General features: G+C 72.0%; 10 protein-coding genes and 1 pseudogene. 8 read left to right on the top strand and 3 right to left on the bottom strand.

Annotation, left to right across the window (positions count from 1 at the left end; all coding sequences use genetic code 11):
* The coding region (locus tag V7Z97_RS17070; RefSeq protein WP_334164638.1) for a methylmalonyl-CoA mutase family protein at positions 1–1,315 on the bottom strand (1,315 nt) is incomplete at its 3' end.
* Positions 1,312–2,727: a methylmalonyl-CoA mutase family protein gene (locus tag V7Z97_RS17065; RefSeq protein WP_334164637.1), complete on the bottom strand. Its 1,416-nt coding sequence runs from the start codon at positions 2,725–2,727 to the stop codon at positions 1,312–1,314. The genes V7Z97_RS17065 and V7Z97_RS17070, both read right to left, overlap by 4 nt.
* A gap of 110 nt (positions 2,728–2,837) precedes the next feature.
* Between V7Z97_RS17065 and V7Z97_RS17060 the strand changes: the two genes are divergently transcribed.
* From V7Z97_RS17060 to V7Z97_RS17025, 8 genes are all read left to right on the top strand, one after another.
* Positions 2,838–4,127 carry a mechanosensitive ion channel gene (locus tag V7Z97_RS17060; protein ID WP_334164636.1) on the top strand — a complete coding sequence of 430 codons (1,290 nt, stop codon included), beginning with the start codon at positions 2,838–2,840 and terminating at the stop codon, positions 4,125–4,127.
* A 90-nt stretch (positions 4,128–4,217) separates the two neighbouring features.
* Complete coding sequence (locus V7Z97_RS17055; RefSeq protein ID WP_334164635.1) at positions 4,218–5,222, top strand: NAD(P)H-dependent flavin oxidoreductase; 1,005 nt, start codon at positions 4,218–4,220, stop codon at positions 5,220–5,222.
* A 107-nt stretch (positions 5,223–5,329) separates the two neighbouring features.
* Positions 5,330–6,361: a Cj0069 family protein gene (locus tag V7Z97_RS17050; RefSeq protein WP_334164634.1), complete on the top strand. Its 1,032-nt coding sequence runs from the start codon at positions 5,330–5,332 to the stop codon at positions 6,359–6,361.
* Between the two features lie 131 nt (positions 6,362–6,492).
* Positions 6,493–8,052, top strand: coding sequence for an OprO/OprP family phosphate-selective porin (locus V7Z97_RS17045; RefSeq protein ID WP_334164633.1), 1,560 nt, complete (start codon positions 6,493–6,495; stop codon positions 8,050–8,052).
* A gap of 15 nt (positions 8,053–8,067) precedes the next feature.
* Complete coding sequence (locus V7Z97_RS17040; protein WP_334164632.1) at positions 8,068–9,105, top strand: sulfate ABC transporter substrate-binding protein; 1,038 nt, start codon at positions 8,068–8,070, stop codon at positions 9,103–9,105.
* Positions 9,102–10,007: a sulfate ABC transporter permease subunit CysT gene (gene cysT, locus V7Z97_RS17035; RefSeq protein WP_442958045.1), complete on the top strand. Its 906-nt coding sequence runs from the start codon at positions 9,102–9,104 to the stop codon at positions 10,005–10,007. Before V7Z97_RS17040 ends, cysT begins: the two co-directional genes overlap by 4 nt.
* A complete protein-coding gene (gene cysW / locus V7Z97_RS17030; RefSeq protein WP_334164631.1) occupies positions 10,004–10,849 on the top strand; it encodes a sulfate ABC transporter permease subunit CysW in 846 nt (281 codons plus the stop codon). The genes cysT and cysW overlap by 4 nt, the downstream gene beginning before the upstream one ends.
* The gene (locus V7Z97_RS17025; protein WP_442958044.1) at positions 10,821–11,894 is read left to right on the top strand and encodes a sulfate/molybdate ABC transporter ATP-binding protein; all 1,074 of its coding nucleotides are present in this window, start codon (positions 10,821–10,823) and stop codon (positions 11,892–11,894) included. The genes cysW and V7Z97_RS17025 overlap by 29 nt, the downstream gene beginning before the upstream one ends.
* A 2-nt stretch (positions 11,895–11,896) precedes the next feature.
* Here the strand turns inward: V7Z97_RS17025 and V7Z97_RS17020 are convergent.
* Positions 11,897–12,294 (bottom strand): annotated as a pseudogene (locus V7Z97_RS17020) (family 16 glycosylhydrolase); the annotation flags it as partial.

The raw sequence follows: 12,294 nt of genomic DNA, 5'->3' as shown, positions 1-12,294 counted from the left end.
CCTCCTCGATGCGGCGCTTGGGCAGGCCGTCCTCGATGGCGCGGGCCATGCCGCCGAGGGCCTCGACCTCGGCGATGTGCTCGAGCGCGCGGGCGGCGAGGTCGGCGGTCAGGCGCTCCACGTAGTAGCTGCCGCCCCAGGGGTCGATGACCCGGGTCTGGCCGCTCTCGAGCTGCAGGAAGAGCTGGGTGTTGCGGCTGATGCGGGCGGAGAAGTCGGTGGGCAGGGCCAGGGCCTCGTCCAGCGAGTTGGTGTGCAGGCTCTGGGTCTGGCCGCCGACCGCGGCCATGGCCTCGATGGCGGTGCGGGCGACGTTGTTGAACACGTCGTGGGCGGCCAGCGACCAGCCGGAGGTCTGGGTGTGGGCGCGCAGGGAGAGGGAGCGGGCGTCCTTCGGGTCGAACTCCTGTTTCATGAGCCGGGCCCAGAGCAGGCGCGCGGCGCGCTGCTTGGCGATCTCCATGAAGGCGTTCATGCCGGCGTTCCAGAAGAACGACAGGCGCGGGGCGAAGCTGTCCACCGGCAGGCCGGCGGCGACGCCGGCGCGGACGTACTCGATCCCGTCGGCCAGGGTGTAGGCGAGCTCCAGGTCGAGCGTCGCCCCGGCTTCCTGCATGTGGTAGCCGCTGATCGAGATCGAGTTGAACCTCGGCATCTCGCGGCTCGTGTAGCCGAAGATGTCCGAGACGATCCGCATCGAGGGGACCGGCGGGTAGATGTAGGTGTTCCGGGTCAGGAACTCCTTGAGGATGTCGTTCTGGATCGTGCCGGAGAGCTTGGCGTGCGGCACGCCCTGCTCCTCGCCGGCCACGATGTAGAGCGCCATGATCGGCAGGACGGCGCCGTTCATGGTCATCGAGACGCTCATCTTGTCGAGCGGGATGCCGTCGAACAGCGTCCGCATGTCGAGGATGCTATCGATCGCGACCCCCGCCATGCCGACGTCGCCCTTCACGCGGGGATGGTCCGAATCGTAGCCCCGGTGGGTCGCCAGGTCGAAGGCGATGGACAGGCCCATCTGACCGGCCGCGAGGTTGCGGCGGTAGAAGGCGTTGGAGTCCTCGGCCGTGGAGAAGCCCGCGTACTGGCGGATGGTCCACGGATTGGTCAGGTACATGGTCGGGTAGGGGCCGCGCAGGAACGGCGCGAGGCCCGGATAGCCGGCCAGGGTGTCGAGGCCGGCGGTGTCGGCGGGGGCGTAGGACGGCCTGACCGCGATGCCCTCCGGCGTGGCCCAGGGCTCCCCGGCGGCCGGCGCGGGGGCGGCCAGGTCGGAGTCGAAGGGCAGGGTGGCGAAGTCGGGGAAGCTGGTCATTTCTCGAAGGCCTCCGCGAGGCGGATGGGCTTGAGCGGCTCGCACTTGCCGTCCGGCCCGGGCAGGGCGGCGGAGGGGGCCTCGACGGCCTTCGGCTTGGCGCGCTCGATCTCGACGGGGGTGTCCTTGTCCGGCGGGAAGGCGTTGACGCCGACCAGCTTCGGCTCGGGCCGGGCGGCGACGGCGGCGGCGACGTCGCGGGCCACGAGGCCGGAGGTCAGGGCCGCCAGAACGCCGCCGGCGGCCTCGATGGCCTGCAGCTTCTCCCAGGCGGCGCGGGCGATGCCGTCGGTGAGCGCCTCGACATAGCCGGAGCCGGCGGCCGGGTCGGCGACGCGGCCGACGTGGGCCTCCTCCATCAGGACGAGCTGGGTGTTGCGGCTCTGGCGCCGGGCGAAGGCGGTCGGCAGGCCCATGGCGTCGGTGAAATTGCCCAGCACCACGGCGTCGGCGCCGCCGACGGCTGCGCCGAAGCCCGCGGCGGTCAGGCGGATCATGTTGGTCCAGGCGTCGCGCGCGGCCAGCATCCGGCGCGAGGTGCGGGCCTCGATGCGGGCGGCGGGCGCGGCGTCGCAGGCGGTGGCGACGCGGGCGAAGACCGCGCGGGCGGCGCGCAGCTTGGCGATGGAGAGGAAGTAGTCGGCGTCGGCCGAGAGCCCGAGCGTGATGCGCGCGAAGGCGTCGGCCATGGGCATGCCGGCGCGGACCAGGGCCCTGGCGTAGGCGATGGCGCTGGCCGCGGCGAAGGCGACCTCCTGGGCCTCGCCGCCGCCGGCCTCGTGGACCACGCGGCCCGAGGCCAGGAAGAGCTGCGCCTGCGGATAGGTCTCGGCCAGGCGCACGCCGACGGTGGCGGCGCTGACCAGGTGGCTCTCGATGGGGCCCGGGCTCGCGCCGGCCTCGGCGAAGGCGCTCACGGGATCGAGGTGGAAGTTCAGCTTCGCGCCGGGCGAGGCCTTGGCGACGGCGCCCAGCCAGTCGGCGCCCTTCGGGCCGAGGAAGCCCGCGTCGAGGGCGACGGGGGCCAGCTCGAGGATCACGCCCTCCAGCACCCGGGCGAGGCCGTCGGCGGAACCCACGGCGACGCCCGTCCGACCCGTGGGATCGATCCGCACCACGGCCGAGGCGGCCCCGCCCTGCAGGTCGGCGAGGATCTCGGCGTTGGCGCGGCCGGCGTCGGGATGGGCGGTGAGCGTGCGCAGATCCCAGGCGCGGTCGGCGTCGACCGGCCGGGCCGGGAAGGCGGCGGGGGCCTCGGCGGCCGCATAGAGCGGCGCGATCGGCAGGCCCTCGGCGGTGGCCCTCTCCAACGACGAGAAGGGCGCCTCGCCCAGCGTCTTGGTGACGAGGGCGCGCCAGGCGTCCTCGGTGGCGGGCGGGAAGTCTTTCGCGAGAAGGCTGGTGTCGGCCATGGGGCGAAATGGGCCGGAAGGCCGCGGGGCGTCAAGCTCACGCAGGGGCAGCGGGCAACCGGAATCGGCCTCTAATGGTTAAGCTCCTGAAGCGAGATTCGAGGGGACCGATGCCGACCGTCGACTACACCTACTTCCGCGACATGGCCTGGGACTGGGGGCCGGCGCTCGCCGCGGCCATCGCCATCCTGGTGGTCTCCCACTTCATCGCCAAGGGCGTGCAGTGGGGCGTCGCCCGCATCGTGGACCGCGCGCCGGGGATGAAGAAGCACAATGAGGGCGCGGCGCCGCGCGAGACCACCGGCTACCAGCTCGGCCAGCTCGGCTACTGGCTGGTGCTGCTGATCGGCGTGGTGGGCGCGCTGTCGGTCCTCGGGCTTACCGAGATCGTCACCCCGCTGAACGGCCTGCTCATCGAGGTCATGGCCTTCGTGCCGAACCTGATCGGGGCGGTGGTGATCTTCGTCGTCGGCCTGGTGGTGGCGACGCTCGCCCGCCGGGTCGTGGAGGCGGCGCTGAACGTCGCCCACGTGGACAGCTGGCTGGAGCGGGCGGGGCTGGCCAAGCTGACCGGCGCCTCCGGCCTGGCGCGGACCTTCGGCACCCTCGTCTATGTGCTGATCATCATCCCGGTGACCATCGCGGCCCTGCAGCAGCTCGGCATCCGCGCGATCTCGGAGCCGGCGGTGGCGGTGCTGACCACCGTGCTCGACGCCCTGCCCAGGCTGATCGCGGCGGCCATCGTCCTGGCCATCGCCTTCCTGATCGGCCGCTGGGTGGCGGGCCTGATCGAACAGGTGCTGCCGTCCTTCGGCTTCGACCGCAGCCTGCAGGCGCTGGGCATCGGCGGCCCCTCGGCGGCCGATCCCAAGGACATGGCCGAGCCGCCGCCGCCGGGCGGGGTCACGCCGTCCAAGGTGGTGGCGCGGCTGGCCCTGGTGGCGATCATGCTGTTCTCCGCCGTGGAGGCCGCCCGCCTGCTCGCCTTCGCCGCGGTGGCGGTGATGCTGACCGAGGTGCTGGAACTGGCCGGCCACGTCCTGTTCGGCGGGGTGATCATCACCGTGGGCGTCCTGATCGGGAACTTCCTGGCCAACCTGATCGACCGCTCCACCAACGGGGCGGACAGCTTCGCCTCGACGATCGTGCGCTGGGCGACCATCGCGCTCGCCACCGCCATGGGCCTGCAGTTCATGGGCATCGCCGACGAGATCGTGATTCTCGCCTTCGGCCTGGTGCTGGGCGCGGCGGCGGTGGCCGCGGCGCTCGCCTTCGGAATCGGCGGCCGTGAGACGGCCGGCAAGCTGCTGGAGAAGTGGACCCATCAGGCGGAGACCAAGCCGAAGCCGCCGGTCCGCCGGCCGCAGGTCCGCCCGCCGCCGCGCGCGCCCAAGATCTGACTTGCCGGACGTCGCGGCAGGCCATGAGGCTTGCGGGACCGCTGAAGTTTTGCTTACGTTGTAAATCAACAACCGCCCGAGGACCCGCCCATGGCCCTGCCGCCCGTGCTCCGTGACCGCCTGCGCCTGCCGGTGATCGGCTCCCCGCTGTTCATCATCTCCGGGCCGGACTTGGTGATCGCCCAGTGCAAGGCCGGCATCGTGGGCTCCTTCCCGGCGCTGAACGCCCGGCCGGCGTCGCTGCTGGAGGAGTGGCTGCACCGGATCACCGAGGAGCTGGCCGCCTGGGACCGGGACCACCCGGACACGCCCTCGGCGCCGTTCGCGGTGAACCACATCGTCCACAAGACCAACGACCGCCTCGAGCACGACCTCGAGATGTCGACCAAGTGGAAGGCGCCGATCGTGATCACCTCGCTGGGCGCGCGGGAGGACGTGAACGCGGCGGTCCACTCCTACGGCGGGGTGGTGCTGCACGACATCATCAACAACCGCTTCGCCCAGAAGGCGGTCGAGAAGGGCGCCGACGGCCTGATCGCGGTGGCGGCCGGGGCCGGCGGCCACGCGGGCCAGCTCTCGCCGTTCGCCCTGGTGCAGGAGATCCGCGAGTGGTTCGACGGGCCGGTGGCGCTGTCGGGCTCGATCGCCAACGGCCACGCCATCCTCGGGGCCCAGGCCATGGGCGCGGACCTGGCCTACATCGGCTCGGCCTTCATCGCCACGCAGGAGGCCAACGCCGACCAGGCCTACAAGGACATGATCGTGGCCTCGGCCGGCGACGACATCGTCTACACCAACCTCTTCACAGGCGTGCACGGCAACTATCTGAAGCCGTCGATCATCGCCGCGGGCCTCGACCCCAACGACCTGCCGCAGTCGGACCCGTCGCGGATGAACTTCGGCTCCGGCGGCAACCAGAAGGCCAAGGCGTGGCGCGACATCTGGGGCTGCGGCCAGGGGATCGGGGCGGTGAAGGACGTGCCGCCGGTCGCCGAGCTCGTGGGCCGGTTGGCCGCGGAATACGAGGCGGCGAAGGCGGAGCTCGCGGCGAAGACCTCGCTGACCGCGGGGCGTGCGCTTCTGGCGGCCGAGTAGTCCTGCGGCTATAGTCGTTCCACCGGGCCCTCGCGGATCGCCCGGTGAGACGGCGACGTCCAAGCATCCGCTCCGATGCCCGTGCGCGGGCGGAAGGAGCCGGGACAATGGACGCCCAATCCCCCAGGAGATCGAAGGTCGCGCTGGTCTGGCGCGGCGCGCGGCCGGCCGAGGGCTTCGGCCGGTTCGAGGCCGTCGCCGCGGCGCTGGCGGCGGCGGGCCTGGCGCCGGAGCCGTGTCCCTATGCCGAGGAGGAAGAAGAGGCGGCGCGGGCGCAACTCCTGGCCAGCGACGCCGCCCTCGTCTGGGTCAACCCGCTGCAGGACGGCCGCCGGCGCACGGCGCTCGACGCCCTGCTCCGGGAAGCGGCGGCGGCCGGCGTGCTGGTCAGCGCCCATCCCGACGTCGTCGACCGCATGGGCGTGAAGTCGGTGCTCTGGCGCACCCGCGCCATGGGCTGGGGCGGCGACGTGCGGCTGTACGGGAGCGCCGCGGCGTTTGATGCGGGATTTCCGGCCAGCGTGGCGGCGGGCCCGCGCGTGCTGAAGCCGAACCGCGGCAACGGCGGCCAGGGGATCTGGAAGGTCGAGGCCCTCGGCGCGGGCGAGGTGCGGGTCCAGTCGGCGGAGGACGACGTCGTACGGACCCTGCCCCTGGCGGGCTTCATGGGCGCGCGGCGCGCGGAACTGGCGGACTGCGACGGGTTCGTGGACCACGCCTTCCAGTCCCGGATCGGCGAGGGGATGGTCCGCTGCTACATGGCGGGCGACCGGCTGGCCGGGTTCGGCGCGCAGCAGGTGCGGGCGCTGGCCGCCCCGGGGACGCCGGGCGCGCCGCGGCTCTATTCCGGGCCGGAGGATCCGCGTTTCCAGCGCCTGCGCCGGCTGATGGAGACCGAGTGGACGCCGCAGATGGCGGCGCTGCTGGATCTCGCGCCGCAGGACCTGCCGGCGATCTGGGACGCCGACTTCCTGCTGGGCCCGCGCGATCCGGCCGGGCAGGACGGCTACGTCCTGTGCGAGATCAATGCGAGCTCGGTCTTTCCCATGCCGCAGGAGGCCGCGGCCGCCATCGCCGCCAGGCTTCGGGCGCGATTGGACGAGACCCCGCGCCCTGGACGCTCATCGTTATCTAGATAAGCTAAAATGCGAAGAAAAACCGCGACTTATCGCCCGAGATAGAAAAACTCTTCATACCTCTAGTTTATACCTACTCGTCTAGTAGGAATTAGCAGGGGTAGCTTCACCCCTGCTGCTGACAGGGGATGAAGATGACCAACCGGACGATCCGAGCGGCCGCTGTCGCGGCGCTCCTCAGCAGCGTCGCCCCGGCCGCCCTGGCCCAGGCCGTGTCCACCGCGCCCACCCAGGGCGGCGGCATCAGCCAGGAACAGGCGCTCTCGCTGACCGCGCGCCTGGACGCCCTGGAGCGGCGCAACCAGGAGCTGGAGGCCCAGATCGCCGGGCTGAAGGCCGACGTCGGCACGACCGCCAAGGCGGTGAAGGACCAGTCGGGCAACGCGAAGACGACGCTCGCCAACGCCCGGCCGACGGTGACCAGCGCCGACGGCCAGTTCACGGCCAGCCTGCGCGGCGTCTTCCAGCTCGACGGCGCCCGCTACGACCAGGACGAGGCCCGCCCGCTGGCGTCGGACTTCCGCCGCGGCTCGTTCGGCGACGCCGCCGAGGCGGAGCGCGCCCGCGACCTCTCCGACGGCTTCAACTTCCGCCGGGCCCGCCTCGGCATCGAGGGCAAGGCCTTCGGCGACTGGAACTACAACCTGCTGCTCGACTTCGGCGGCTCGGGCACGGAAGAGGCCGGCAAGATCAACGCCGCCTACATCGAATACACCGGCCTGAAGAAGGTGCGGCTGCGCGGCGGCGCCTTCGCCACCACCACCAGCCTGGAAGACGCCACCCCGCACCCGTCCTCGCTGTTCCTGGAGCGGCCGGCGGTGGCCGAGCTGGTCCGCGGCCTGGCCGGCGGCGACGGCCGCGTGGGCCTGGCGGCGATCACCGGCGGCGAGCGCTGGTCGGCGCACGCCACGGTCACCGGCAACGTCGTCGGGACCCAGACCTACGACGAGGCCCTGGGCTTCGTGGGCCGGGTGACCTTCTCCCCGCTGCACGGCGAGAACTGGACGACCCACTTCGGCGCCAACGCCAACATCATCATCAATCCGGCGGCCACGGGCCCGGATGTCTCCGGCCTCGGCGCGGCCCAGCCCGTGCGCCTGCGCGAGCGGCCCGAGAACCGCGTCGACCCCACCCGCCTGGTGGACACCGGCAGCATCGACGCCGACGGCGTGACCGCGCTCGCCCTGGAAGGCGCCTGGCAGTACCGGAACCTCATGCTCGCCGGCGAGCACTTCTGGATCGACGTCGAGCGCCGCGCGAGCCCGCTGGCCGATCCGGACTTCTCCGGCTGGTACGTGCAGGGCGCCTGGACGCTCACCGGCCAGCCGCGCCGCTACAACCCGGGGACCGGCGGCTTCGACGCGCCGAAGGTGGACAAGCCGTTCAACCTGAAGTCCGGCGCCTGGGGCGTCTGGGAGCTGGCGGCCCGCTACTCCACCCTCGACCTGAACTACGGCCTCACGGGCCCGGTCGCCTCGGCGATCCGCGGCGGCGAGCAGGAGATCGTGACCCTCGGCCTGAACTGGTACCCGAACCAGGTCGTCAAGTTCATGGCCGACTTCCAGCACGTCGAAGTCGACCGGCTGTCGCCGGGCGGCACGGCTTTCGGGGCCGGGGCGCTCACGCCGCCGGCCGGCGCACAGGTGGGCCAGGACCTGAACATCTGGTCGATCCGGACGCAGTACTCCTTCTAGCCATGGGGACCTGACATGACCTCCACCCAGCTCTCACGCCGTGGGCTGATCGCATCCGCCGCCGCCGCAGGCCTCGCCGCCTGCTCGCCAAAGGGGGACGCGGCCGGGAGCCCGGGTGGAGGGAACGTCAGGCTCCTGAACGTCAGCTACGATCCGACTCGTGAGCTCTACAAGGAGATCAACGCCGCCTTCGCCGCGGACTGGGCCGGCAAGCACGGCGGCCAGAAGGTGGAGGTCGAGCAGAGCCACGGCGGCTCGGGCAAGCAGGCCCGGGCGGTGATCGACGGCCTGCAGGCCGACGTGGTCACCCTGGCGCTCGGCGGCGACATCGACGAGATCGCCACGCGGGCCAAGCTCCTGCCGGCCGACTGGCAGAGCCGGCTGCCGAACAACTCCGCGCCCTACACCTCGACGATCGTCTTCCTGGTCCGGAAGGGCAATCCGAAGGCGATCCGCGACTGGGCCGACCTGGTGAAGCCGGGCGTCGGGATCATCACCCCCAATCCGAAGACCTCGGGCGGCGCCCGCTGGGCCTATTTGGCGGCGTGGGCGCACGGGCTGAAGGGCGGCGGAGAGCCGGCCGCACGGGCCTATGTCGCGGGGCTGTTCAGGAACGTGCCGGTGCTGGACACCGGCGCGCGGGGCTCCACCACCACCTTCGCCCAGCGCGGCATCGGCGATGTCCTGCTCTCCTGGGAGAACGAGGCGCGGCTGACCATCGAGGAGTTCGGGCCGAACTTCGACGTGGTCTATCCGTCGAGCTCGATCCTGGCCGAGCCGCCGGTGGCGCTCGTCGACGCCAATGTCGACAAGCACGGCACGCGGGCCGCGGCGCAGGCCTACCTGGAGTTCCTCTACACGCCGGCGGCGCAGGACATCATCGGCAAGCACCACTTCCGTCCGCGGGACGCCGCGGCCCAGGCCAAGTATGCGGCGAGCTTCCAGACGCTGCCGCTGGTGACCATCGACCAGGCGTTCGGCGGCTGGGCGAAGGCGCACGCGGCCCACTTCGCCGACGGCGCCGTCTTCGACCAGATCTACCAGCCGACGTGACCGAGCCCCTCTCGATCCCGAGCGTGCTCGGGCCGGACCGGGGACCCCACAGGGTCCTCGGGCGGTTCCGGCTGTCCAGGCTCGCCGAGCGCTCGATCCTGCCGGGCTTCCCGCTCGCGCTCGGCATCACGCTCGCCTACCTGGGCGCGATCGTCGTCCTGCCGCTCGCGGCGCTGGCGGTGAAGCCGTGGGAGCTGGGCGTCTCCGGCGTCTGGGACGCCCTGAACGAGCCCCGGGTGGCGGCGGCGCTGAAGCTGTCGTTCGGCGTCTCGGCCCTGGCGGCGCTGGTGAACGCGCCGCTGGGCCTGCTGCTTGCCTGGACGCTCACCCGCTACGCCTTCCCGGGCCGCCGGCTGCTGGACGCCCTGGTGGACCTGCCGTTCGCCCTGCCGACGGCGGTGGCCGGCATCGCGCTGACCGCCATCTATGCGCCCACGGGCCCGCTCGGCGCCCAGTTCGCGAAGCTGGGGATCAAGACCGCCTATTCGCCCGTGGGGATCTTCATCGCCCTGGTCTTCATCGGCCTGCCGTTCGTGGTCCGCGCCATCCAGCCGGTGCTGCAGGACCTCGACCGGGAGGTGGAGGAGGCGGCCCAGACGCTCGGCGCCAGCGATCTGCAGCGCATGGTCCATGTGGTCCTGCCGGCCGTGGCGCCGGCGATGATCAGCGGCGTCAGCCTGGCCTTCGCCCGGGCCGTGGGCGAGTACGGCTCGGTGGTGTTCATCGCCGGCAACATGCCGCTGAAGACCGAGATCGCGCCGCTGCTGATCGTCATCAAGCTGGAGCAGTACGACTACGCCGGCGCCGCGGCCGTGGGCCTGGCCATGGTGGCGATCTCGTTCGGGGCGCTGGTGGCGATCAATGCCGCTCAGATCTTCCTGGCCGGGCGGGGGCGGCGATGAGCAAGGCCAACGGAAGCCTCCGCCTGCCGGGCCTGGCCCCGCTGTTCGTGGCCGCCTCGGTGGCGGTGATGGGCGTGCTGGTGCTGCTGCCGCTCTACACCGTCTTCCACGACGCCTTCTCGAAGGGCGTGGGCGCTTACCTGGCGGCCGTGCGCGAGCCGGACGCCCTGGCTGCAATCCGGCTGACCCTGACGGTGGCGGCGATCTCGGTGCCGCTGAACGCCGTGTTCGGCGTGGCGGCGGCCTGGGCGGTGACCAAGTTCGAGTTCCGGGGAAAGAGCGTCCTGCTCACCCTCATCGACCTGCCGTTCTCGATCTCGCCGGTGGTCTCGGGCCTGGTCTGGGTGCTGCTGTTCGGCGCCCAGGGCTGGTTCGGCGCCTGGCTGGTGGCGCACGACGTGAAGATCATCTTCGCCACCTCCGGCCTGGTGCTGGCGACGGTGCTGGTCACCCTGCCGTTCGTGGCGCGCGAGCTGATCCCGCTGATGCAGGACCAGGGCTCGGACGAGGAGGCGGCGGCGCTGACGCTGGGGGCCGGCGGCTTCACCACCTTCTTCCGGATCACCCTGCCCAACATCAAGTGGGCGCTGCTCTATGGCGTCCTGCTCTGCAATGCGCGGGCGATGGGGGAGTTCGGCGCGGTCTCGGTGGTCTCGGGCCACATCCGCGGCCAGACCACGACCCTGCCGCTGCACGTCGAGGTTCTCTACAATGACTACGACTTCGTCGGCGCCTTCGCGGCCGCCAGCCTCCTGGCCAGCCTCGGGCTCGTCACCCTGGTCCTCAAGACCCTTCTCGAATGGCGGTATTCCAGTGAACTCGCAGCCAGCCGCCGACACTAGCGCCCTGTCGCTCGAGATCCGCGGGGTCTCCAAGTCCTTCGGCCGCTTCCCGGCGCTGAAGGGCGTGTCGCTGCAGGCCAGGGACAAGGAATTCCTGGCGCTGCTCGGCCCCTCGGGCTCGGGCAAGACGACCCTGCTGCGCGTGCTGGCGGGGCTGGAGCAGCCGGACGCCGGCGAGGTCAGCTTCGGGGGCGGCGACTTCCTGGCCCTGCCGGTGCGCAAGCGGCGCGTGGGGATGGTCTTCCAGCACTACGCCCTGTTCCGCCACATGACGGTGGCCCAGAACATCGCGTTCGGCCTGACGGTGCGGCCCAGGCGCGAGCGGCCTGGCAGGGCCGAGACAGCCGAGCGCGTGCGCGACCTGCTCTCGCTCGTGCAGCTCGAGGGACTCGACAAGCGCTATCCGGCCCAGCTCTCCGGCGGCCAGCGGCAGCGCGTGGCGCTGGCCCGGGCGCTGGCCATCGAGCCGCGGATGCTGCTGCTGGACGAGCCGTTCGGGGCGCTGGACGCCCAGGTGCGCCGCGAGCTGCGCCGCTGGCTTCGCGAGCTGCACGAGCGGACCGGCGTGACCACCGTCTTCGTCACCCACGACCAGGAGGAGGCCCTCGACCTCGCCGACCGGGTGGCGATCCTGAAGGACGGGGAACTCGTCCAGCTCGGCACGCCCGACGAGGTCTACGAGGATCCGGCGACGCCCTTCGTCTACGACTTCCTGGGCGCGGCCTGCCGCCTGCCGGGCCGTGTCGATGGCGGCCGCCTGCTGGTGGCCGACTGGGAGACCCGGGCGCCGAAGGGCGCGGTCGAGGGCGCGGTCGAGGTCTTCTTCCGCCCCGACGAGGTGGCCTTTGCGCCGGCCGACGGGGCCGGGCTGGCGGCCGAGGTGCGCGCCGTCGCCCAGCGCGGCCCCGACGTGCGCATCGCGTGCGCCGTCGAGGGCCGGGTCTTCGAGTTGGAGGCCCACGGGCCCACCATGCCGACCGGGGTCGCCCCCGGGCTGACGGTGCGCGTCAGGCCCATGCGGCCCCGGGTCTATCGCGCCGGCTGACCCTACTGGACGATCCAGTCGCCGGCCCCGAGCGAGGCCGGAGTGACGCCGTTCAGGGTGGTGATGGTCACCGGCCAGTCGCCGTTCTGGTTGGGTCCGTCGAGGTCGACCAGCACCCGCGTGCCGCCGTCCACCGCCTCGAGGATCACCCAGCGGTCGCCCACCGGATCGGTCCCGGCATAGGCGGTCTGGTCGAAGATGGCCCTGAGGTCGATCACGTCGGTCCCCGGCGTGAAGTCGGTGATCCGGCCGGGGTTCCACGGCGCATTGGCGAAGACGAAGCGGTCGGCCCCGCCGGCGCCGGTCAGCTGGTCGGGTCCCTGGCCCGCGTTCAGGGTGTCGTCGCCCGCGCCGCCGGTGAGGGTGTCGCCGTACTGGCTGGAGGTGATGACCTGGCCTC

The sequence above is a fragment of the Phenylobacterium sp. genome (assembly GCF_036821595.1).
In the GTDB taxonomy this organism is placed as follows: Bacteria; Pseudomonadota; Alphaproteobacteria; order Caulobacterales; family Caulobacteraceae; genus Phenylobacterium.
Note: the sequence above shows the minus strand (reverse complement) of the source record. Positions and strands in the feature narration are given on the sequence as shown.